The organism is Providencia sp. PROV189 (assembly GCF_028480065.1).
Taxonomy (GTDB): Bacteria; Pseudomonadota; Gammaproteobacteria; order Enterobacterales; family Enterobacteriaceae; genus Providencia; species Providencia stuartii.
This window is the reverse complement of record NZ_JAMPOG010000004.1, coordinates 1-22,591: the sequence shown is the minus strand read 5'-3', so window position 1 is coordinate 22,591 and position 22,591 is coordinate 1. Positions and strand designations below refer to the sequence as shown.

The following is a 22,591-nucleotide window of genomic DNA, read 5'->3' as shown; positions in this document are numbered from 1 at the left end:
TCAATGGCTTTAATTAATTTATCGGGTGCATACCTTTCGTTTAGTGATGCCCCTTTATTGGATAACACGGAACTTCATATCGAAGAAAATGAGCGTGTCTGTTTAGTTGGACGCAACGGTGCGGGTAAATCGACACTCATGCGCGTCCTAACTAAAGAGCAGCCTCTTGATGATGGGCAACTGCTTTACCAACAAGATCTCGTGGTTGCTCGTTTACAGCAAGACCCACCCCGTAATATTGAAGGGACGATTTTTGACTTTGTTGCCGAAGGCGTAGCAGAGCAGGCGGAATACCTCAAAGAGTATCACCATGTTTCTAAATTGGTGGAAACCGATCCGAGTGAAAAGAATTTAAATAAATTAGCTGAATTACAAGAAGTACTAGATAGCCGTAACTTATGGCTATTGGATGCCCGTATCAGTGATGTCTTGAAAAAATTGGATTTGCCAGCGGATACTCAACTGTCATCACTGTCTGGGGGCTGGCTACGTAAAGCGGCTCTTGGTCGTGCATTAGTGAGTAATCCACAAGTCCTCTTTCTTGATGAGCCGACTAACCACTTGGATATCGAAACCATTTTATGGTTAGAAAACTTTTTGAAAGATTTCCAAGGTAGTATCGTATTTATTTCCCATGACCGCTCATTTATTCGCAATATGGCAACACGTATTGTTGATCTGGATAGAGGCAAGTTGTCGTCATGGCCGGGCAATTATGATGATTACTTGGTGGCAAAAGAAGAAGCGTTGCGTGTGGAAGAGATGCAAAATGCAGAATTTGACCGCAAGTTGGCTCAAGAAGAAGCGTGGATCAGACAAGGTATTAAAGCGAGGCGTACCCGTAATGAAGGGCGTGTTCGTGCACTCAAGGCCTTGCGCGTAGAACGCTCTCAGCGCCGTGAAGTGCTGGGAAGTGCGAAAATGCAGGTTGAGGAAGCGTCTCGCTCAGGGAAAATTGTCTTTGAACTGGAAAATGTGAATTACCAAATCAATGATAAAGTACTGGTTAAAGACTTTAGTGCACAAGTGTTACGTGGAGACAAAATCGCTTTAGTTGGGCCAAACGGCTGCGGTAAAACAACCCTGCTCAAATTGATGTTGGGTGATCTCAAAGCAGATAGTGGCAGAGTGCACTGTGGAACTAAATTAGAAGTCGCTTATTTTGATCAGCACCGCGCCGCACTCGATCCTGATAAGACGGTCATGGATAACCTTGCAGAAGGGAAGCAAGAGGTGATGGTCAATGGTAAACCACGCCACGTACTCGGTTATCTACAAGACTTTATGTTCCCGCCCAAACGCGCCATGACACCGGTACGAGCATTATCTGGTGGTGAGCGTAATCGTTTGTTACTTGCACGCTTATTTTTAAAGCCAAGCAACTTATTGATCCTCGATGAACCGACCAATGACCTTGATGTCGAAACACTAGAACTGCTTGAAGAGTTGGTCGATAGCTATCAAGGCACTGTTTTATTGGTTAGTCATGATCGTGAATTTGTTGATAATAGCGTAACAGAGTGTTGGATTTTTGAAGGTAACGGGGTGATTAACCGTTACGCTGGCGGCTATTTTGATGCTCAACAGCAAAAAGCACAAACCGTGAGCTTGAAAAATTCACAACAAAGTAAAATAGCGGAGCAAGATAAATCGCCTAAGGTAAAAGAACCTACAAAGCGAAATAATAAGATAAGCTACCATTTACTACGTGAATTAGAACAATTACCATCGAAGCTCGAACAGCTAGAAGGTGAAATTGAAGCACTTCAAGCGGCGATTGGTGATGCTGATTTCTTTAACCAGCCTCACGATATAACCGAAAAAACATTAAATACATTAGCTGAAAAGGAACAAGCGCTAGAGCAAGCGTTCGACCGCTGGCAAGAGCTTGAGCTACTGAAAAATGGCTAGTTTATCGTTCAGGAAATAAGAAGGGGCGAATCACCTTGTGCTCTCATGAGTCTCATGAACATGTGCTGTGCACACAATGCGACATGCTGGTTGCGGTACCTGAATTAGAACAGGGAACTAAAGCAACCTGCCCACGCTGTCATACAGTGTTGGTGTCAAAGTGGCGCTATCCATACAAGCAGCCGGCAGCGTATGCGTTTAGCGCATTAATTATGCTGCTCGTCGCTTGTATGTTTCCATTTGTCAAAATGAGTGCGGCTGGGATTGAAAATGAAATTTCTATATTTCAAATTATCGAGATTATTTCGACAACGCGTTACAGCAGCTTAGCCCTCTTTTTTCTGTTATTTTCATTAGTCATCCCTGCCTTTTGTATGGTGACAATCATACTATTGGGATTACAAGTGTATGTTCCAAAAAGAATCAAAGTGTGGATCAGCCGTATCCTATTTCAAATGAAATCTTGGTGTATGGCGGAAATTTTCCTCGCAGGGGTTCTGGTTAGCTTTGTAAAACTGATTGCTTATGGTGACATTGGTGTTGGGTTAAGCTTTTTGCCGTATTGTCTATTTTGCCTCTTGCAAGTTAGGGCATTTCAATGCCTTGACCGGCATTGGATGTGGAACAAAATTGAAGCAGCCCCTAAGTTAGCCCATAAATTAGAAGTAGGGCGAACTGGGATCAGCCAAAACGTAAGGCTGTGCCTAGTGTGCACGGCTATCTTACCGGCGGAACAATCCCAATGTCCGCGCTGTTACGCTCGTGGTAGCGTACGTAAGCATCAAAGTATACAGTGGACAGTTGCGCTGCTATTGACCTCGTTTTTCCTATATATTCCAGCGAATGTCTTACCGGTGATGACGACCAATATGTTGGGTAGCGATATGGACTCAACGATTATGGACGGCGTGATATTATTGTGGGGGGATGGCTCTTATCCTGTCGCATTAATTATTTTTATCGCCAGTATTATGGTGCCCTCGTTAAAAATGATAGGTATCGCGTGGTTATGTCTTGACTCTCAAGGTTATGGCAACCGAGACCCACATCGAATGCACTTTATTTATGAATTGGTGGAGTATGTGGGGCGTTGGTCAATGATCGATGTGTTTGTCATTACTATTTTGGCCGCATTGGTACAAATGGGGCAATTAATGAGTATCGTCCCTGCACAGGGCGTTATTTTCTTTGGTGTCGTTGTGATTTTAACGATGTTTGCTGCGATGACTTTCGACCCTCGATTAACATGGGATCGTTGTGAAAAGAAAAGTGCGGTAAAAGTTGTTGAACAAGAAGGAGCCATCGGGTGAGTGAACAAGAAACACCACAGGCCAATGCCAAAATCAGTAAATTGAAAAGTTGGTCACCTGTTTGGGTGATCCCTATCGTTACTGTTCTCATTGGTGCTTGGATACTATTTTATCACTTCAGCCATCAAGGCCCTGAAGTGACATTAATTACTTACAATGCAGAAGGCATTGAAGCGGGTAAAACCAAAATCAAGAGCCGTAGTGTGGATATTGGTATTGTTGAAAGCGTGACGCTGGATGACAACTTCAGTCGAGTTGTTATCAAAGCACGCTTAAATAGCGATATGAAAGATCTCCTACGTGCGGATTCTGCATTTTGGATCGTAAAGCCGACAATTGGCCGTGAAGGTGTGACAGGATTAGGCACATTGCTTTCGGGAGTTTTCATCGAATTACAACCGGGTAACTCTAAAAAGGAGCATAACGAGTTTACACTGCTTGATTCGCCGCCTTTAGCCTCACCGGATGCGAAAGGGATCCGCGTTATCTTGGTGAGTGACCGCGCTGGGCAACTCAATCCAGGCGACCCTGTACTGTTTAGAGGTTACCGTGTTGGCTCAGTTGAAACCAGTAATTTCGACATGAGTAAGCGTGATATGCGCTATCAACTGTTCATCAACGCACCTTATGATAAGTTAATTAGTACGAATGTGCGCTTTTGGAAGGACAGTGGTATTGCATTTGATATGTCATCGCAAGGGATCCATGTTGAGCTTGGCTCTATTGCCACCTTGCTGACAGGAGGCGTAAGCTTTGATGTACCTGCTGGCTGGGCGCCGGGGGAAGGTGTAAAAGAAAATACAGAATTTAAACTCTTTGATAACCAAAGTAGTATTCAAAACTCTCTGTATACTGAATACCAAGATTTCGTTCTGTTCTTCTCTGACTCAGTACGTGGACTACAGCCTGGTGCACCGGTGGAGTTCCGTGGTATTCGCCTAGGAACGGTCGCTCAAGTGCCATTCTATACTAAAGGCCTCGACCAAAAACTGGATAACGATTTCCGTATTCCTGTATTAATTCATATTGAGCCTGAGCGTTTTGCAAAAGATGTTGGTGCTGATTTTAACTTGAAAAATGAGTTGAAATTAGCGATGAAGGATGGGCTTCGTGCATCGTTAAAATCTGGGAACTTGCTAACAGGGGCACTGTTTGTTGATCTCGACTTTGTGCCTAATGTGCCTGAATATAAAGGGCCAACTGTGGTGGCTGGTTATAAAGTCATCCCAACGACGAGCGGTGGCTTAGCGCAAATTCAGCAAAAAGTGATTTCTGTGCTGGATAAAATCAATGCGATGCCGATTGAGCCTATGCTGAATCAAACGACTCAAACGTTGGCTGAAGGGCAAAAAACGATCAAAGAAGCGCAAGTTATGCTCGCTGAGCTAAATAAAGTGATGGGAAGTAAAGAGTTCCAGAAACTCCCTCAAGACTTGCAAAAAACGTTGAATGAAATGAACCGTGCGATGCAAGGCTTCCAGCCGGGGTCACCTGCATATAATAAGATGGTCGATAATATGCAACGTTTAGATCAGGTGCTTAGGGAAGTCCAGCCACTGTTACGTACTTTGAATAATAAGAGTAATGCCTTGGTATTCGAAGCTGAGCCGTCTAAGGATCCTGTACCGAAAGGAGTGAAAAAATAATGAGATATCTGATATCGATATTTGTTTTAATGCTGGCGGCTTGTAGCAGCACCCCTGAAAAAGTGTATTACCAATTGCCGGTGAAATCGCCGGCAACACAAAGTGCGGTTGTGATGGGGCAACAAAATCAAATTTGGTTACAGCGCATCATGCTGGCGGATGTTCTGACATCAAATGGTATTACTTACCAAACGTCAGATGTCAGTTACAATAATGCTAGCTCCCATTTATGGGCTAGCCCATTAGAACAACAGTTAGGACAATCCATGGTGAGTGAATTGTCTTCTGCGTTGCCGGGGCGTTTAGTCTCATTACAACCTTTGCAGAATTCGCCGGACACATTGGATATTACGCTAACAAGTTTTAATGGCCGCTACGATGGCAAGGTATTAGTTCAAGGGTTCTGGACTTTGTCGCGTGGCAAAGAGATCATCCGTCGTAACTTCGATATACAGCTTGAACAAAAAGAAGATGGCTATCCAGAATTAGTCCGTACGCTGGCTGATGGATGGCAGCAAGTTGCGAGTGAGATTGCTAAAGAGGCCAATAAATCTTAAGTAATATTCACTATTTTCATCAATAAAGTGCATCTTACGCCGTCATTGGCTAAGGTGCATTTTTTTATAAAATTGGTTGCATATCATTTAATTATAAAATATTTCAATATAAATACATATAATAAAATTGATATTAATTTATTTAAAATCAACGAGTTGTCATAATTTGAAAATATAAATCACATTTATAGCATTTATGACATTTATATGAAATTCTTTACTTGATTTTCTAATCTGTCGGCTGTATTTCTATAGTGTACCTAAATGAGATGATCCCCTACATAGTTTGAATTGTCTGTGAGTGGCAAGGCAAGCTATCCCTAAGTATCAAGAAAGGGTCGGTGAGCGGAATCCCACTAGTGACTTAACTTAACGCTATGAAGGGCTTAGGTGCTGTTTTCTTTTCCATTTTAGACAATGAGGGAAGTAAGGCATGAAAAGACAGAAGCGAGACCGTTTAGAAAGAGCTTTATCAAGAGGTTATCAAGCAGGTATAGCAGGTCGTTCCAAAGAATTGTGCCCCTATCAATCTGTAGATGCACGATCGCACTGGTTAGGAGGCTGGCGTAAAGCCATGGAGGACAGGGCGATTCTCTCTGCATAATCAGGCAGAACAAAGCCTAACTTATTCGTTAGAGAACCTAAATAAACGGTTTTTTAATTCACTTCAAACAAATTTTAAACCTCCGCCATTGCGGAGGTTTTAGTTTTTAGCGCTTAGGTGCGGGATCAGAAAGCACTAGTGTCTTTAAATAGACCCACTTTTAGGTCATTAGCCACGTAAATGACTTTACCATCAACCAGTACTTCACCATCGGCAAGACCCATAATCAATTTACGGTTAATAACACGTTTAAAATTGATACGGTAAGTCACTTTTTTAGCCGTTGGAAGTACTTGGCCCGTGAATTTTACTTCACCAACACCAAGAGCACGACCTTTGCCTTCCCCGCCGAGCCACCCGAGGTAGAAACCAACGAGTTGCCACATGGCATCTAGGCCTAAACAGCCAGGCATAACAGGGTCATTAACAAAATGGCAGCCGAAGAACCATAAGTCTGGATTGATATCCAATTCAGCTTCGACATAGCCTTTATTGAAGGTACCACCATCTTCAGTCATGGTGATGATACGATCCATCATCAACATATTACCTGAAGGTAATGGAGGCCCATTTTCGCCAAATAATTCGCCTCTTCCAGAAGCTTCTAAATCACTTTTTGTATAGGAACTGCGTTTATCAACCATGTTCTTCTGATAGCCTTAATTAAGTTTAAGAATACAGGATAGCTTACACTTGTACGCTGAACAACTCCGATCTGATATTTTTTTATTCAACCAAGCCATTTTAGGAACCATGGAAGTTTTGGTTTTTCGGGTGAATTTGCTTGATTGATGCGTTCTTGAATTAAAGCTAACAGGTGTACGTTATCACCTTCCGCTTGCTGCTCAAAATAGGGCTGCTTAGTGAGTAATGTGATCGCTTGAGCAACATGCTCCACAGGCCAAATATGGAATTGCCCCTCTTGTACGGCATTGACAACAGCCTCTTTGACACAGAGATGGCGCACATTAGCCATTGGGATAATTACCCCTTGTTGCCCTGTTAAACCACGCTGAGCACAAATATCATAGAAGCCTTCGATTTTTTCGTTTACACCACCTATAGGCTGCACATAACCAAACTGGTCGACAGCACCGGTGACGGCGATTTGCTGATCGATAGGCTGGAGCGCTAATGCACTAATTAACGCACAAAGTTCGGCAAGAGAGGCGCTATCGCCATCAACTTCACCATAGGATTGCTCAAAAACAATCGAGGCTGAGAATGGCTGAGGCTGCTCCAATTTTAGCTCATAATTTAAATAAGCTTGCATGATCATCATGCCTTTAGCATGAATGTTGCCGCCAAGCTCGGCTTTCCGTTCAACATCGACAAATTCCCCATCACCTAAATGGGCGACACAGGTAATGCGCGAAGGCTCTCCCAGCGCTTCTGGGTGCCCAGGATAGTGCAAGACGGACAATCCATTAATTTGTCCTATCACTTCGCCTTCGGTTTTGATAAAAACCTGTTCTTGCAGAATATCGTCTTGTGAACGTTCTGTCAGGAAACTATGGCGCCATAGGCGGTTTTCCACAGCCTGATTAAAGGCATTGGCGTCCATTAAGTTGCCTGACTGATAGTGAGAGGCATCCGTCAATCGGCGGGCTAGCCACTGTGTATCAAGAGGCAGATTAAATTTATCTTCACAAAACCGTGTTGCCTGAGTGATAAACGTAGGCCAACCATCAGGTGCGATTTCGGGGAGATGGTTAGCATTAATAATTGATTTTATATAGCGCATCCACAAGGCGAGTTGTTCTTCATTATCAAAGAACATTATGGGTTCATATTCCCCATAAATAGCATGTTCAAAGAGATCTGCGTGAGTGTACTCAAACTCTTCAAGCTCAAGCCGGTCACCAACAATGATTAACTTGATATCGAGTGGCTGAGGTTCAATTTCAATCGGTAATGGTTGATTATCGGAGAAAGGCAACCATTCGAATTGGCGGCGAGCTATCATATTTTGTAGCCGCTGCCACATCAAGGGTTGAGAGACCAATGATGATGCCGATAATATCAATACTCCACCATTAACGTGATGCAATAAACCCGGCACTGGATGTAATGATGGTGTGATATACCCAAACAGTTGTTCCGGCTCAATCCAATAGCGACAGGCAATATTTGCTCGGCTTGAGAAGCGACCCTCAATTTCAGGACACCATTTGAAAGCAAGTTTATTTTCAGTGAGTTGATAATCACCATTAATGGGCGAAAATGGGGTCAGTAAAGGGCGGATCGCCTCAGCAAATGTTGCTAGATAATGCTCACTGTCGTCGGACTTGATAAACATAAATCGAGTCCGTGAATTCTCTTTGATAAAGCGCTCAATGCTATCAAATAGCCTTGGCTGGATTTCTGACAAAGAAGCAGGAGTCAGGGTATCTGAAGAAACAAAGTTTGCCTGGTAAGGCGTTAGGTCAGGTATTAGGCCTTGCCATGTTAGTTCTTGACTGATCACTATAATTTTTCTGCTATTAATATGATTATAAGTAAAATGCCTGTCGGTGAGCAGGGCGCGTATGCCTGAATTTGGTTTGGATATTTTATACTCTTTTTATTGTAGGCTGCCCCGTTATTGACGACATACATATGTACGACTCACAGACTTTAGTACATTAGCGGCGGCTCATTTTTTGAGCAATTCGCTGTACTGCAAACTATTTAGAGTATATGTTGTTTTCAGGCCAATTTATTACCCATAGGGCAAGGTTGCTATATTAGCGTTTGAGCGCCAATCTTGCAGCAATAATTGTCGTATAATCAGTTAGAATAAAGAAAATAATAGCACAACAGGCAAAGACATTGGCCATGTTAAGCCAATTAAGAGCGCACTGAGCAATCTCATAAAGATATTAGGGTCTTTAGTCAGGAGTAGTGTTATAAGCGCTGAGCACACCCCGCCTATCCCATATACGAGAAGTATGCATTCAAATGTGGACATGCTTGTTCATTAAATTGTTAATAGGTGAGCGTTGATTGTACACTATTTTGTGCCTAGTTGTTATCTTCTTTGTCAATAATAGGTCGACGGTGGTGCTTAAATTGCGTATCTTCATCTAAAATTGCTAATATAGGTCAGGTATAGGTCAGGTTCGATCTTCGTCAGGAAAAAATATGAAATATCAGCAGCTTGAAAATTTAGAATGTGGCTGGAAATGGGAATATCTGGTGAAGAAGTCCCGAAGTGGTGAGCCAATTACTCGGTATATCGAAAGAAGTGCCGAAAGTGAGGCTATCGCGCTATTGCTCAAAATGGAAAACCAGCCCACAGAGGTTTTAAAATGGATCGCTTTGCATATGAATCCACAATTGGATAACCGTATGAAGCAAAGCATTCGAGCAAGACGTAAACGTCATTTCAATGCTGAGCATCCCCATACCAGAAAAAAATCTATCGACCTTAACTTTTCTGTTTGGCAGCGTTTATCTAACCTTGCAGTGAAACGCAATAAAACATTATCAGAGACGATCATTCAGTTGATCGAAGATGCTGAGCATAAAGATAAGTATGAGAGCCAAATGAGTTCGTTAAAGCAAGACCTACAGGCGATTCTAGGGAATTCAAGTACCAAGAAATAGGGGAGACGATTATCTCAAGTTGCCCGTTGATCAACCACGATCGTTTTATTCCCAACGAAATGCTTTGTAACCCGCCATTATTTTTCGACCACGATTGATTTAATCGTAACAATGACAGATTGTGTTTAGTGACCTGATGATTTTTAGCATAAAAAAAACCCCATCGAAATGGGGTTTTTTGTATTCAGTTCGAAATTCGAACGAGGGGCTAAGAATTAAGCACCTGGTTGAGTGACAACTTCAGTTGTACCTTGAATTTCGATTTCAACGCGACGGTCTGGAGCCAGACACTCGATCAGAGCTGCACGGCCTTTAACGTTGTCACATTTGTTACCAGTTACTGGATCTTCTTTACCACGACCTTCAGCAGCGATTGCGCTTGCTGGAACGCCTTTAGCAACTAAGTAATCAACAACTGACTGAGCACGTTTTTGTGACAGTGGCAGGTTGTAGTTTTGTGAACCGATACGGTCTGTGAAACCAACTACCAGTACGCGACCTTGAGTTGGGTCGATGCTGCTCAGTTCGTTATACAGTTCGTTCAGTGCTTGCTGACCTTCTGGTTTCAGAGTTGCTTTGTTGAAGTTGAACAGAACGTCTGAACGCAGAGTGAAACGCTTGTTCTCAACAACTGGCGCTGGCTCAACAACTGGAGCTGGCTCAACAACTGGTGCTGCTTCTTGGTTGAAGCGGTATGCCAGACCAACGCTCAGCATGCCGTTGTCAGGACGTACGCCCAGGTTGTCGTTATCACCGATGTTGCTAACCCATTGGTAATCTAAACGAGTTGCCCAGTTTGGAGTGATTGCATATTCAACACCCAGTGCGTATACAGGAGAAACACCAGTATCGTTTTCTTTGTAACGCTCTTCACCTGCTTGGTGTGCTTTAACATCAGTACGCCATACCATACCACCTAAACGAGTGTAAACGTCTAAGTCGTCCATTACTGGATAGCTCAGTTTGGTAGTCAGAGAAACACCCATTGATTTCAGGTCGCCGTTGTTACCAGCACCTTTGTATTTCATTTTACCAAACCAGTCATAACCAAGCTCGAAGCCCATGTACTGGTTGTATTGGTAACCTGCGTATGCACCAGCACCGAAAGTATCACGGTCAGTACTTTTACCTACAGTGTTTTCACGATCAACTGGAGTGAAGCTGGTATCTTCATAGTGAGACCAACCCAGTTTAGCACCGGTATACCAAGTGTTGTCTTTTGGAGCTGCCTGCGCAACAGTTGCGAAAGCTGCTACTGCCACTGCTACTGCGATAGCTGTCTTTTTCATTTTTTACGCCTCGTTATCATCCAATATAGGCATGGCTTCAAAGAGCCTTATTATTCGCCATTGGTTTAAAATACTTGCTAGGTTTCGCTGACATTATCTACAAAAATTTATAAAAAGTAAAAAATAATGCCATAACCTTAACAAGCTAAAGTCTACAACGAACTAAAAAAGATACAAGTAGAGCAAGCAAAAATCATGGTAAAAAAACATTTTTTAGCGGATAAATCAGAGAGATAAACGTAATCCTATTTTGAGTTGATTATTATCTATCACATTGATCTCAATTATTTTTTCGGTATTTTCTGAGTCTGAGATATCCGAATGTCAAATTTACTAAGAATATTCTTAATCTTGGCTAGTGATAATAGTTAGAGTGAATTTTTAGGTTATTTTGCTGTCCAGAATGGATACTTGCGATATTATGTGTTTTTTGAGGGCGCATAATAAAGCCGATAGAATGTCCTTCTTGTGCTGCCGTTTGTAAGCGAGCAAAGTCCTGTTTATTTAATTCCGGTAGCCAACCTAAAACAACACTATAATTACCACTTCTTAATGCCTTTTCCATCGCATCTATCGTCGTTATCGACGCCATATTGCTGAGTTGCATAATTTTGTTAATAGGCAAGCCTGATTGCATTAACCAGTGACGACTTAACTTTTTATTGGGGCTTAGCCAAAGCAGCCAACGAGATTGCGCCCCGAACTGACGCAACATCGGCAGTAGAATGTAATCCATAATAGGATGTTTTTCATCGTAAACCAGCTCACTCACCATGCCTTGTTGCATCGAGCCATCAATAGGCGGTGTTGAAGGCATTGCTTGTGTGCTGTGGTTAACAGAATGTTCAGTTGCCTTGTTCCAAGAATAAATAGCCATAGTTCACCTCACAATCAAACTGTATGCATATACAGTAACTGTATATTTATCCAATATCAAGACTATTTTTTCAAAGCGCTTCGCAACTTTGTTGTTTTTATCTGCAATATTCTTGGAGTTTTTAGCGGATCCTCTCAGAATGTAGTTCTGCTAATTGTTTGTAAAATTAAGGTATTTATAGTTTCACACACAAGGATGGAAGTAGATGAATGCTCATAAGGAGTTTGGGTGTATGTCTTTAACGGAAAAAAATGATTCTCGATTAGATCAGCTGTTAAAAGGTTTTGGTGAATTTAAAAAGAAAAACTATTTTGGCGGCTATTGTTTGATTGTTGATAACGTTATTGTTGGCTTAGCGCTTGATGGGCTCTTATATTTACGTGGCTGCCTTTTTGCAAGGAGCTACTTTGAATCAATTGAACTTGAACGGTTAGTTTTCAGTAAAAAAGGGATCCCACTAGAGCTGCGCTATTATCAGTTACCTCAGCAGATTTGGGAGAATGAAGCGCTTTTATTGCACTGCATTGATTTAGCCTATCGCTCAGCTATTGAAGAGCGGCAGCAAAAGCAGTCTGCCGTCACTCGGATAAAAGATTTACCTAATATGAATATGTCGGTTGAAAGGGCATTAGGGAAAATAGGTATTCATAAAGCCGACGATTTACGTGAAATAGGCGCGAAAGCGTGTTTTTTGAAGTTAAAACAGCTTGGTCGTTTTTCCCCTAGTATCAAATTATTAATTGGGTTGGCTGGTGCAATCGAAGGTTATCACAGTGCTGTGCTGCCGACACAAATTAAACAAGAGTTGATTAATTGGTACAACAGCGTTGGTTGAACCGTATTAGGCTAAAGGTCGCACAAGCGGGTGTAACAATTAATGCTGTATTTTGACACCCGCTCATCAGTTTGATTTATCCGCTATATGGCTGAATGATGGCCATTTGCAAGAGGCGAAGTAACGGGAATATTAATTTGCTTGATCATGGATTTTATTTCAGGGATCAGTTCAAGCAGCAGCCTTGTTTGTTCCATAATAAGGACCGTCTTTTCATCATCGCTGGTCGATATGCTATCTATGCGATGAGTGATGCTCTCTCGTAGACGTTCTGATTTCTCATCCATTAAGGTATCTAGGCTCATGACTTGTAATGATGTTTCTACATAACAGATAGCATCACTCAAAATAATCAGGTTTTCCTCATTTTGCATTTGCTCTCGGTGCGCACCCAATGCTGAAATATAACTCAGTAAGGTGTGGTTGAGGCAGAGGAGCCTAAAGGCTTGCTCTTGAGTGACTTTATACGATTTAGGATCGGATGCCATATTGGAAACGATAGAAGCAAACTCAGCATCATTATTGTGGGCATCGCGGCGTGCAACACGGTATTCCAGACTGTTATCTTTACCTTGGTAATATTGCTGTAAAATCGCATCTAAATAGCGGCAGTTACTGTTCATGGTTTTTTGCACAACCTGCGGTAATTGGCGGAATTTCCAATCAGGCCATATAAAGCTAACAGCAAGGAAGGCTATAAAACAACCAACTAGCGTATCAATGACCCGAGGGAGAGCAACTTCAAATCCTTCCCCTAGCAGGTTGAAACAAAATAGAACGAGCAGAGTAATAAATAGTGTCGCTTGCGCATATTGGCTACTGCGGAAAACAAAAAACAGTAACCCAGAGATAACAATTAAGGTGAGCTGCCCTTCCATAGAAGGAACAAATTTTAATAGCGGCAAGCCAACGAGGATCCCAATCAGTGTGCCAATAATACGGAGTGCGAGCCGCCGTTTTGTTGCGCTATAGTTAGGCTGACAAACGAACAAGCTAGTCAATAAAATCCAATATCCTCTTTCTAAATCAAATAATTGGATGATGAGATAGCCTGTACATAATAAGAGAGACATCCTAACTGCATGGCGGAACAGGGCGGATTGCGGCGTTAAATGGTGCTTGAAGCGTGCGATGATATCACTGATGCCTGAAGGTGACTCATCTGAGAGTTGTTCAAATTGTTTATTATTCTGTTGGCGTGAACCTTGTTCGAGGCCAAGCCCTCTCAGTTGGACATCAATCCCTTTTAGATTTTTGAGTAGATTATACAGCGCCTTAATTTCATGAATTGCAGGTGACTGTTGTTTTAGCAGTTGCAGTGAGTTTTCAAGGTAAGCAAAAGTACCTTCAAAGCGCGGGTTATGTTGGTACTGCTTACGCCACAAAACAGATTGTGCTACCTGTTGGCAAGCCCGCGCTTGCATGCTAAGTAGTCGTTGGAAACGAAAGAGAATATCGCTATGGCGTAGCGTACGACTCAGTTGCTGATATTGTATGTGTGATGAGCTCGCCCGTTCATGGATATCTTGCGCAACGAAATAATATTGTAGGGTATTACGTGTTCCTTTCTGGCCTCTATCGCCTTTGAGCCGACTGAGCAGCGCAATTTTAGCCTGATTCATCGTACTGACTAATGTGCTATTGACTAAGGCTAAATCATAGACTGACTGTTGGTAGTCATCTTCAAGATCAGGGTCGAATAAGTTGGCCTTTGCATCGAGGTAGGCGGCTAGCTGTTGATAACATTGAGTGATCGCATCTTGTAAAGGCCGAACAGGGAAAAGAATGTGGCCGATCAACGTAAGAAGGTTATACCAAATAGCCCCAATAAGTAATAGGGCGGGTTGTTGGTACCAAGTATCAAATATTGGCACCCCAAGCATGGTATAGATGGCTATCAATAACGCACCAAATGCAATAGTGGCGTAGCGTTGACCTAGCGCCCCTAAGAGAATAAACCCACAGGTCGAGAGTGCCAACCCAAAAAAGAACAGAACGGGATGCGGGAACAGTAACTCAATCGAAACTGAGGCAATAAAAAAACAAAGTAGGGTGATAGCTAGGTTTTTTAATCGGCCAGTCAACCTATCATCTAGGTCGGTCAAGGCGGCCGCTACCATACCTAATGTCAGAGGGATTGTGACTTTAGGCTCTTGCCCCAATAACCAAGGGATCAGTGTCGTCCCTGTCAGGGCGATTAAGATTCGGATATAATATAGAGCATGACTGTTATATAAAACACGACGATAACTGGTAAGCAGCGTTAACACAAAGTACCTCAGAGGCGAACATTTCGTAGTCTATACTCGTTATATTTTAAGTTGCCTAGCTGTTACGTGTTGAAGTGCTCAAGGTTTATAGGCTCCTTGGGCGTCTTTTCGACGAATAAACAAGCAGTTTAACCTGCCGCCTAGATACAACTCGAATATTTAGAGTCTATATAGGATAGCGTGTTTGTAAGTAATAAAAAACTGTCTGGAATCAAGCAGCCGTTATTTTCATGATTGAACTACTCAGGTGCAGGATGTATGGAACTGAAATCAACACAGATTGGGCAGCGCCTGGCTCAGCATCCCTATAATCGGGTTCGCTTATTAAATGCTGGCATTGAGGTGAGTGGTGAAAAACATCAATATCTTATCCCTTTTAACCAATTAATTGATATTCATTGCAAAAGGGGAATTGTTTGGGGGGAGTTAGAGTTTGAACTAGCTGATGAGCAAGTTGTTCGTTTGCATGGAACCGAATGGAAGCAAACGCAACGCTTTTATCACTATTTAAATGATAAATGGCAACAATGGAGCATTGAAATGAGTGAGGTCAGTGCTCAAGTGCTTGTCGCCCTCGCAAAAGGAATACAGCAGCAAACTCAGCAGGATAATTGGTTTAGCTTGCGTGAATTAAACACCTTTCGTAAAAAGATCAGCGAGCAATTTTCTTCCCTTCCTCTGCCGTTAGCGCGAGTCAGTCAATTTGAAAACTGTGCTGCCCCTTATCACTACTGTTTGCAATGGCTCAATGATGGAGAACGTTGTCGGCAACAGGTTAACCAACAATGGAGTGAATCAATTCTGTCACGCTATAGTGATTTTTTCCAACATGTTGAAACCTCCCCGTTAAACTCAAGCCAAGCACTCTCCGTCATTAATGGAGAAGATAACGTTTTAGTACTTGCTGGGGCGGGGAGTGGGAAAACGTCAGTATTAGTCGCGAGAGCCGGCTGGCTTCTTTTAAGAAAGCTCGCTAAGGCTGAGCAAATCTTATTATTAGCGTTTGGTCGTAAAGCGGCGCAAGAAATGAATGAACGTATCCAAGAGCGTTTGCAGCAGGAGGATATTGAAGCCAAAACATTTCATGCGCTAGCGCTCTATATCATTCGTGAAGGAAGCAATAAATCACCTGCTATCAGTGAATTCGAAACTGACTCTCAAAAACGCGGTGAATTGTTATTGAATGAATGGCGTACACAGTGCAGTACGAAAAAAGCGCAAGCGAAAGGCTGGCGGGAGTGGCTAACTGAGGAGCTACAGTGGGATGTGCCGGAAGGTGAATTCTGGAAAGATGAAAAAATCAGTAAAAAGATAGTAAGTCGCTTAGAGCGCTGGTTAAGTTTAATGCGTATGCATGGCGGTAGCCAGAAAGAGATGATCGAATCTGCCGACGAACAGTTTAGAGATCTGTTTCAAAAACGCCTTCGTCTCATGTCACCTTTATTAAAGGCTTGGAAAAGTGCTCTAAAAGATGAAGGGGCTATCGATTTCTCTGGGTTGATCCATCAAGCTGTTAATTTATTAGAGAAAGGGCGTTTTATTAGCCCTTGGAAACACATATTGGTCGATGAATTTCAAGATATTTCGCCGTTAAGAGCAAAACTGCTACAGGCATTGCGTCAACAGAATAAACAAACGTCACTTTTTGCTGTTGGTGATGATTGGCAGGCTATATATCGTTTTAGCGGGGCAGAGCTTGATCTGACAACCTCTTTTGAACACAATTTTGGCGAAGGAGCGCTGTGCGCATTAGACACCACTTATCGGTTTAATCAGCGCATTGGTGAAATTGCGAATCGCTTTATATTGCAAAATCCGACGCAGCTCGATAAACCACTTAATAGCCTCGTTAAAGGCAATAAAAAGTCAGTCGTTTTGCTTTATGAAAATGCACTGGAGCGTTTATTCGATAAGATGAGTGGTTATGTCACGGAAAATGAAACTATTTTATGTTTAGCACGTTATCACTATCTGCGACCAGAAATCTTAAGTAAAGCGCAAACACGCTGGCCAAAGCTTAAGATTGAGTTTATGACCATTCATGCCTCTAAAGGGAAGCAAGCCGATCATGTCATTATTTGTGGGCTGAACAGTGGGAAGGATGGATTCCCAGCGGCGGCACGCGAATCTATTATGGAACAAGTGTTACTCCCTAAACATGAGGAGTTTGAGCACGCAGAAGAGAGGCGGCTGTTATATGTGGCAATGACGCGTGCAAAACAGCAAGTATGGCTACTGTATAACCCCGATGAACCATCAGAGTTCGTTAGTGAATTAAAACAGTTAGGTGTGCCTAGACAGAAAAAACCTTAAATAGCAAAGAGCCGGATAAACTATCCGGCTCTTTAAGGCTTATTTTGTGCGTTCTTGTAAGTACTGCTGGTAATCAGGGATCACTATATCAATTGCACCATTAAAATAGGGTGACGTAATAATAAAGTCTGCTGTTGCTGGATTAGTGGCTACAGGGATATTCCAAACAGCCGCTAAACGTAATAAGGCTTTCACGTCTGGATCATGAGGAACGGCATTCAGAGGGTCCCAGAAAAAGATCAAAACATCGATTTTTTGTTCGGAGATCATCGCTCCTATTTGTTGGTCACCGCCCATAGGGCCGCTAAGCATACCAGTAACATGAAGCCCTGTATGGTGACTAATCAGTTTCGCTGTGGTACCCGTTCCAAACAGTTGGTGGGATTTAAGTTGTTCGCTATTCTTTGTTGCCCAAGCTAATAATGAAGATTTACAGTGGTCATGGGCAACGAGTGCTATATTTTTAGTGTTTTTTATTGTACGAGTAGTTGATTCCATGATGTTCCCTTAAAGGTGGCGTGGTATCACGCTAAGCATATTAATAATGACGTGTTTGTCGCGATCTGCTGGTTTTTATCGCAATAATGAGAGAAAGACTATCTCATAACTTTCTGGGGTAATTGAAAACATAATCCATGTTTTCTCTCATCTTGCCAGCAACATCAACGTGGTACTCATAGTAGAAAAATTGAGTTAGCACACACTACAACATATATCATATTGTAGATTAATAGTTTACTGATTTAGGGAGTTATTTTGATGACTAACCAAGAAATTGCTGAAATATTACGTAGTGTCAATACGATCGCCTTAGTTGGCGCAAGTGATAAAAAAGATCGTCCAAGTTATGAAGTGATGGAGTACTTATTAGAGCAAGGATATACCATAATCCCTGTCAGCCCTAAATTAGCAGGGCAAATGCTATTAGGGCAAAAAGTCTACGCAAAATTAGCGGATATTCCTCAACCAATAGATATGGTGGATGTATTTCGTAATGCTGAAGCCGCGGTGGGGATCGCACAGGAAGCCGTTGCGATTAAAGCCAAAGTACTGTGGCTACAAAAGGGGGTTATTAGTGAAGATGCGAAAAACATCGCACTTGCTGCGGGCATGAAATTTGTTATGGATAGATGCCCAAAACAAGAAATCCCTTTATTAGGTTTAGAAAAGTAAGCATGACAATACAGTAAAGCAGCGTTGGGCTGCTTTACTGTTGGATACAAGTTAATAATTTTATAAACAACTAGTTACGTAGGCGCGGTGCCTGTAATTGTGAGCGAATAGACTCTGCCAATTCGTCCATGGAAGGTTGCTCTGGATGGTCATCAGCGGTTTCATAAGTAATTTGCGCTTCAGCCAAATAAGTATGAATAGCTTCGCCGTTGTCATCTTCCATAACAACATGGTACCAAGGCAGATCACGTAATGTGCTGTTTGAAGCAATATCATCATCGTGTGGTTGTTCGAGCGAATATTCGGCATCGACGTCGACCACAACGCCTAGGTAGCCGAGTAGTTTATGTCTAACTTGTTGCCCGATCCCATATTTACTGGTGATCATCATAGCCACCTCCTAAAAGCCTTGCTTATGCTATAACTTTATATTGGGGCAGTGTTCCGCGTTTTCAAGCCAATGTATGGACAATTACTCATAACGCAATACACTGTCTTATATGCAACATTGAAAAGCAGTGCCTCAATTCCAGATTATATGTTCGATGAATAAAAGACAACTGTAATAAATCGTATTTTAGTAAATAATGCACTGATAATGGGGGCCAAAATGACAACATCAACCGGACGTTTGTTTTATATCTATGGTCGCGTACAAGGAGTTGGTTTTCGTTACCAAACGTATCATTGGGCGAATCAAAATGGCATAAAAGGGTATGTCTATAATCGCGAAGATGGCAGTGTCGCACTGGGTATCTATGGTTCAGACCAAGATATCCGTTTTGTCGAAGAATGGCTCAATGCAGGTGGCCCTCCAGGAGCAAAGATTGATCACTATTTTAGTGAAAATTGGCACACTGAAAAAATAGCGGATTTTTCGGTCCGCTATTAATTGGCTAGCCATTTAAATACATTTCACGGGCTTTGGCAGGCCGGCAAGTTTTGTTGCTTGCTTTGCTGGGCCTTTAGGGAATAGTCGATATAAGTAGCGGCTATTTCCTTTATCTTCCCCAAATTGCTGTGAAACGGCTTTCACGAGCATACGGATGGCAGGAGATGTATTAAATTCCAAGTAGAATGCGCGAACAAAGCGAATGATTTCAAGGTGCTCTTCTGTCAAAGTGATATTTTCTTGCTCTGCGAGAAGAGGAATAAGATCTTCGCTCCATTGTTGGCTATCGATAAGGTAGCCCTGAGGGTCAGTCTCAATTTCTTGGCCGTTAAAAAGCAACATACAGATTTCAACCTAAACAAAAATAGAGTGCAAATTTAGCAAAAAATAGGCGATAACCCAAGCGACCTGTTGGAAATGTTGATAATTTAGCCCATTAACACATTAAGTGCCTATTTTTATAGCAATTGATAAAATAGGGGGTTTACATCGAAAGCGCAGATGTTTATAGTGCACGTCATTGCGGAGGGGTGGCCGAGCGGCTGAAGGCAGCGGTCTTGAAAACCGCCGATGGGAAACCATCCGAGAGTTCGAATCTCTCCTCCGCCATCTTGACTTCCAATCAGGTCTATTAAAGTCTCCTAACCTCAGTTAAATCAAGCGTTCCAGCGAAATCTCACTCTACCGAAGTCTACTAACGTCTTTCTAAATCTCTACAATAATTTGTTGCATAGTTTTTTATATAGAATTCCCTCTACAATATTAGTGATTTATGAAGCTAACAGATATGCTAATCAAGTGTGCTTACACGCCGACCTCATATTGTGCCGCTATCAGAGCAGGTGATTGATTTGCTGAAACAGACACATCCCATCAGTGGCAGTTATCAATATATATTCCCTAGTCGCACTGATTATAGAAAGCACATACCAGATATGGCACTGAATACGATGATTAGGCGCATGGGCTATAGTGGGCGAGCCACAGGCCACGGCTTCAGGCACACAATGAGCACCATCCTACATGAACAAGGTTATAACACTGCATGGATTGAGACACAGCTAGCACACGTTAATAAACTCTATTCGTGGAACGTATAATCATGCTCAATACATTGATGGGCGCAGAGTGCTAGGGCTACTTTGCCAACATCGCCTTCATCCAAGAGTCAATCTGAGATGGCGGTATATGAATACCTGCTTGGGGATCTGACAGGACTCCATCAGTTAGCTTTACAAGGCAGTATGCGGATATTACAGCTGCTATCAATTCAAGCGGTCGGCTACCAACTGAGAATAAAATACAGAAATCAGCTGTAGGTATATTAATTTCTTTTTTATGATCATCATCCATAAACCATGAGCCGTATTCAAAGCCGGTAATCTCGTTATCTAATTGATAAGGAAGAAAACCAGAAAAGGTGAGTAAGTCAAAATCAGTATCCATAATCAGTGATTTATTAACCTTGGCTATTTCCGCCTGCCACTCGAAAGGTGATGGGAGTGATTTAGAAGAGAGGTAAACGTTAAAATCTTGAGACATAGATATTACCCTAGCTAGCATGTTTTTCATTTTAGCCTACTAAATACTATTAATTGAGAAAAGGCTTTTAATAGGAAAATAATTTCTAATAACCATAAGCAAACACGGTGTGGTTATTTTGATATCAAAAAGACTCATAGTAATAACGTACCAAAATGGTACTGTGATAAACCACGGTAGTACTATTGATTGGGCTATATAAAACCTAATGCTTGCCATTGACCAAAATTAGATTGGATTGATTAATATCTTTGTTATCACTAGTGTTTTATGAGTATGCAGTAGGTACATCTTCGGTTTCAAATTAAAGCAAGTTATACAGCATTTACTATGATGGTATGAAGGTGAGTAAATCAAAAATGAGAAAAGCGAAATCAACCAGAATCACCACATCAGGAACGGTAATAAAATCCCCTGAGAGAGTTAAAACAGCTACAGGTAAAGTTATGGCCACAATGACTATTCAGGCTGAGAGTGACAAGCGTAGTCCGTACTTTCATAACCATGTTGGTTGGCTTTAATAAAGGCATATTTAAGTCGGATTGACTTGCAAAGTACAACGCGGCTTTTTTAATGTATCCTGCTTTTTAGTGACTCTTTGTAACTCTTTTTTAAGTCGCAGAATGTCATCACTTTCAATAGATATAATTTGATATTGCGAAGAGTCTGGCTATATTTTTTAATCCATGCGTAAAGACTATGCGTTGTTGTGCTCAGTCGGTTAGCCGCGCGGGCTACACTATGTCCTTTTTTCGTGATTTGCTTCAATTTTCAATTTTCAATTTTTCTGGATATTGTTTGCTGCTCATAAACACCTCTCTTTTCGCTATTTTGTCTAACTAAAAGGTGTCTATCAAGTCGGTGGCTATTCAAACAGAATGCGGTAAATAAGGTAGTTATATAGGCACTGTTGCAAAGTTTTACTGAGATTAATTTCTCTACTATAGATTGTCATTCAGATGATCAAAAATCCAATATATTGTGGCTATAACGATTCATTTTTTATAAAAATCAAACTTTGCAATAGTGCCAAAATAATTAACTAAATATAAAATTTAGTTAATCTCTCCTTTATTACCCTAATATATGGGTTTTAAGTTGTTTTTTATTTTTGTATATGGGCTGAAAAAAATTATATTTATCTAAAAAAATTAATATGTCAGGTCGATTGATTTAGATATAATTGCCCATTTTTTGACTAAATGGGGAAACGTTCATGTCCACTCGTAAGTATTTAACCCAACAGGAAATATCTCGACTTTTAGCTGCTTGTCATTTGTCGCGACATCCCGAACGTAATTCTTGCTTAATTTATATGTGCTTTATACATGGTCTAAGGGCAAGCGAAGCCCTATCGCTAAAATTATCTGATCTTAACTTAGAAAGTAATGAGCTTTATGTACATCGTTTAAAGAATGGTTTTTCAGTTAATCACCCACTGATTGATGAAGAGATCCCTCTCATTAAAGCTTGGCTAAAAATTAGAAATACATGGAAAGGGAAAGAAAGTCAGTGGTTATTTTTATCTGAAAGAGGGACTGCCATGACTCGTCAGCGCTTTTATCAACTTTTTTCACGACTTGGTGAGCTAGCTGAACTAACTCTAGGTATTCATCCCCACATGTTACGACATGCATGTGGTTATGCATTAGCGGATAGAGGCGCCGATACGCGTTTAATTCAGGATTATTTGGGGCACACGAATATACAACATACCGTAAGATACACAGCAAGTAACCCAGCAAGATTTCGGGGAGTATGGTGAGATAAAGGCGTTAAAAGGG

21 protein-coding genes, 1 tRNA gene and 2 pseudogenes are annotated in these 22,591 nt (G+C 41.7%); 13 read left to right on the top strand and 11 right to left on the bottom strand.

Annotated elements, in window-relative coordinates; all coding sequences use genetic code 11:
* Positions 1 to 3: 3 nt before the first annotated feature.
* From PR833_RS02505 to rmf, 5 genes are all read left to right on the top strand, one after another.
* A complete protein-coding gene (locus PR833_RS02505) occupies positions 4 to 1,911 on the top strand; it encodes an ABC transporter ATP-binding protein (protein ID WP_004918188.1) in 1,908 nt (635 codons plus the stop codon).
* Between the two features lie 35 nt (positions 1,912 to 1,946).
* Positions 1,947 to 3,221 carry a membrane integrity-associated transporter subunit PqiA gene (gene pqiA / locus PR833_RS02500; RefSeq protein WP_071599643.1) on the top strand — a complete coding sequence of 425 codons (1,275 nt, stop codon included), beginning with the start codon at positions 1,947 to 1,949 and terminating at the stop codon, positions 3,219 to 3,221.
* The gene (gene pqiB / locus PR833_RS02495) at positions 3,218 to 4,867 is read left to right on the top strand and encodes an intermembrane transport protein PqiB (protein ID WP_004918196.1); all 1,650 of its coding nucleotides are present in this window, start codon (positions 3,218 to 3,220) and stop codon (positions 4,865 to 4,867) included. Before pqiA ends, pqiB begins: the two co-directional genes overlap by 4 nt.
* Positions 4,867 to 5,424, top strand: a complete 558-nt coding sequence (gene pqiC, locus PR833_RS02490) for a membrane integrity-associated transporter subunit PqiC (RefSeq protein WP_004918199.1) — start codon at positions 4,867 to 4,869, stop codon at positions 5,422 to 5,424. The genes pqiB and pqiC overlap by 1 nt, the downstream gene beginning before the upstream one ends.
* A gap of 433 nt (positions 5,425 to 5,857) precedes the next feature.
* Complete coding sequence (gene rmf / locus PR833_RS02485) at positions 5,858 to 6,028, top strand: ribosome modulation factor (protein WP_014657943.1); 171 nt, start codon at positions 5,858 to 5,860, stop codon at positions 6,026 to 6,028.
* Positions 6,029 to 6,153: 125 nt separating this feature from the next.
* Here the strand turns inward: rmf and fabA are convergent, their stop codons facing one another.
* The 3 genes from fabA to PR833_RS02470 all read right to left on the bottom strand — a co-directional run bounded on the left by fabA (position 6,154) and on the right by PR833_RS02470 (position 8,978).
* Complete coding sequence (gene fabA / locus PR833_RS02480) at positions 6,154 to 6,672, bottom strand: bifunctional 3-hydroxydecanoyl-ACP dehydratase/trans-2-decenoyl-ACP isomerase (RefSeq protein ID WP_004918201.1); 519 nt, start codon at positions 6,670 to 6,672, stop codon at positions 6,154 to 6,156.
* Between the two features lie 86 nt (positions 6,673 to 6,758).
* A complete protein-coding gene (locus PR833_RS02475; protein ID WP_171830783.1) occupies positions 6,759 to 8,495 on the bottom strand; it encodes an AAA family ATPase in 1,737 nt (578 codons plus the stop codon).
* A 306-nt stretch (positions 8,496 to 8,801) separates the two neighbouring features.
* Positions 8,802 to 8,978, bottom strand: a complete 177-nt coding sequence (locus PR833_RS02470; RefSeq protein ID WP_014657945.1) for a GhoT/OrtT family toxin — start codon at positions 8,976 to 8,978, stop codon at positions 8,802 to 8,804.
* A 173-nt stretch (positions 8,979 to 9,151) separates the two neighbouring features.
* On the opposite strand from PR833_RS02470, the gene matP reads away from it, so the two are divergent.
* On the top strand, positions 9,152 to 9,616 hold the full coding sequence (gene matP, locus PR833_RS02465) for a macrodomain Ter protein MatP (RefSeq protein WP_004918208.1): 465 nt from the start codon (positions 9,152 to 9,154) through the stop codon (positions 9,614 to 9,616).
* Between the two features lie 215 nt (positions 9,617 to 9,831).
* On the opposite strand, the gene ompA is transcribed toward matP, so the two are convergent.
* A complete protein-coding gene (ompA, locus tag PR833_RS02460) occupies positions 9,832 to 10,905 on the bottom strand; it encodes a porin OmpA (RefSeq protein ID WP_121874529.1) in 1,074 nt (357 codons plus the stop codon).
* A 355-nt stretch (positions 10,906 to 11,260) separates the two neighbouring features.
* Positions 11,261 to 11,782 (bottom strand): SOS-induced cell division inhibitor SulA, encoded by a 522-nt coding sequence (gene sulA / locus PR833_RS02455; protein ID WP_014657947.1) that lies wholly within the window; start codon positions 11,780 to 11,782, stop codon positions 11,261 to 11,263.
* A 232-nt stretch (positions 11,783 to 12,014) separates the two neighbouring features.
* Here sulA and PR833_RS02450 point away from each other — a divergent pair, with 232 nt between their 5' ends.
* Positions 12,015 to 12,617: a TfoX/Sxy family DNA transformation protein gene (locus PR833_RS02450; RefSeq protein WP_225829639.1), complete on the top strand. Its 603-nt coding sequence runs from the start codon at positions 12,015 to 12,017 to the stop codon at positions 12,615 to 12,617.
* An 83-nt stretch (positions 12,618 to 12,700) separates the two neighbouring features.
* Here the strand turns inward: PR833_RS02450 and yccS are convergent, their stop codons facing one another.
* On the bottom strand, positions 12,701 to 14,887 hold the full coding sequence (gene yccS, locus PR833_RS02445; protein WP_014657948.1) for a YccS family putative transporter: 2,187 nt from the start codon (positions 14,885 to 14,887) through the stop codon (positions 12,701 to 12,703).
* A 258-nt stretch (positions 14,888 to 15,145) separates the two neighbouring features.
* Here yccS and helD point away from each other — a divergent pair, with 258 nt between their 5' ends.
* The gene (helD, locus tag PR833_RS02440; RefSeq protein WP_104873368.1) at positions 15,146 to 17,200 is read left to right on the top strand and encodes a DNA helicase IV; all 2,055 of its coding nucleotides are present in this window, start codon (positions 15,146 to 15,148) and stop codon (positions 17,198 to 17,200) included.
* 39 nt (positions 17,201 to 17,239) lie between these two features.
* Here the strand turns inward: helD and PR833_RS02435 are convergent, their stop codons facing one another.
* Complete coding sequence (locus PR833_RS02435) at positions 17,240 to 17,698, bottom strand: methylglyoxal synthase (RefSeq protein WP_014657950.1); 459 nt, start codon at positions 17,696 to 17,698, stop codon at positions 17,240 to 17,242.
* A 261-nt stretch (positions 17,699 to 17,959) separates the two neighbouring features.
* Here PR833_RS02435 and PR833_RS02430 point away from each other — a divergent pair, with 261 nt between their 5' ends.
* Positions 17,960 to 18,373 carry a CoA-binding protein gene (locus PR833_RS02430; protein ID WP_036943643.1) on the top strand — a complete coding sequence of 138 codons (414 nt, stop codon included), beginning with the start codon at positions 17,960 to 17,962 and terminating at the stop codon, positions 18,371 to 18,373.
* Between the two features lie 70 nt (positions 18,374 to 18,443).
* On the opposite strand, the gene hspQ is transcribed toward PR833_RS02430, so the two are convergent.
* Positions 18,444 to 18,764, bottom strand: a complete 321-nt coding sequence (gene hspQ / locus PR833_RS02425; RefSeq protein WP_004918224.1) for a heat shock protein HspQ — start codon at positions 18,762 to 18,764, stop codon at positions 18,444 to 18,446.
* A gap of 219 nt (positions 18,765 to 18,983) precedes the next feature.
* Here hspQ and PR833_RS02420 point away from each other — a divergent pair, with 219 nt between their 5' ends.
* Positions 18,984 to 19,265: an acylphosphatase gene (locus PR833_RS02420; RefSeq protein ID WP_223854711.1), complete on the top strand. Its 282-nt coding sequence runs from the start codon at positions 18,984 to 18,986 to the stop codon at positions 19,263 to 19,265.
* 12 nt (positions 19,266 to 19,277) lie between these two features.
* On the opposite strand, the gene PR833_RS02415 is transcribed toward PR833_RS02420, so the two are convergent.
* On the bottom strand, positions 19,278 to 19,607 hold the full coding sequence (locus PR833_RS02415; protein WP_004918228.1) for a TusE/DsrC/DsvC family sulfur relay protein: 330 nt from the start codon (positions 19,605 to 19,607) through the stop codon (positions 19,278 to 19,280).
* Between the two features lie 182 nt (positions 19,608 to 19,789).
* On the opposite strand from PR833_RS02415, the gene PR833_RS02410 reads away from it, so the two are divergent.
* Together PR833_RS02410 and PR833_RS02405 are read left to right on the top strand one after the other, a co-directional pair.
* Positions 19,790 to 19,874: transfer RNA gene (locus PR833_RS02410), tRNA-Ser, on the top strand.
* A gap of 200 nt (positions 19,875 to 20,074) precedes the next feature.
* Positions 20,075 to 20,477 (top strand): annotated as a pseudogene (locus tag PR833_RS02405) (tyrosine-type recombinase/integrase); the annotation flags it as partial.
* Here the strand turns inward: PR833_RS02405 and PR833_RS02400 are convergent.
* Together PR833_RS02400 and PR833_RS20375 are read right to left on the bottom strand one after the other, a co-directional pair.
* Positions 20,403 to 20,807, bottom strand: a complete 405-nt coding sequence (locus tag PR833_RS02400; RefSeq protein ID WP_232074396.1) for a hypothetical protein — start codon at positions 20,805 to 20,807, stop codon at positions 20,403 to 20,405. The pseudogene PR833_RS02405 and the gene PR833_RS02400 sit on opposite strands and share 75 nt — an antisense overlap.
* Before the next feature lie 504 nt (positions 20,808 to 21,311).
* A pseudogene (locus PR833_RS20375) lies at positions 21,312 to 21,616 on the bottom strand (transposase); the annotation flags it as partial.
* Positions 21,617 to 22,023: 407 nt separating this feature from the next.
* Here PR833_RS20375 and PR833_RS02395 point away from each other — a divergent pair.
* The gene (locus PR833_RS02395) at positions 22,024 to 22,572 is read left to right on the top strand and encodes a tyrosine-type DNA invertase (protein WP_014657972.1); all 549 of its coding nucleotides are present in this window, start codon (positions 22,024 to 22,026) and stop codon (positions 22,570 to 22,572) included.
* The last annotated feature ends 19 nt before the right edge of the window (positions 22,573 to 22,591 follow it).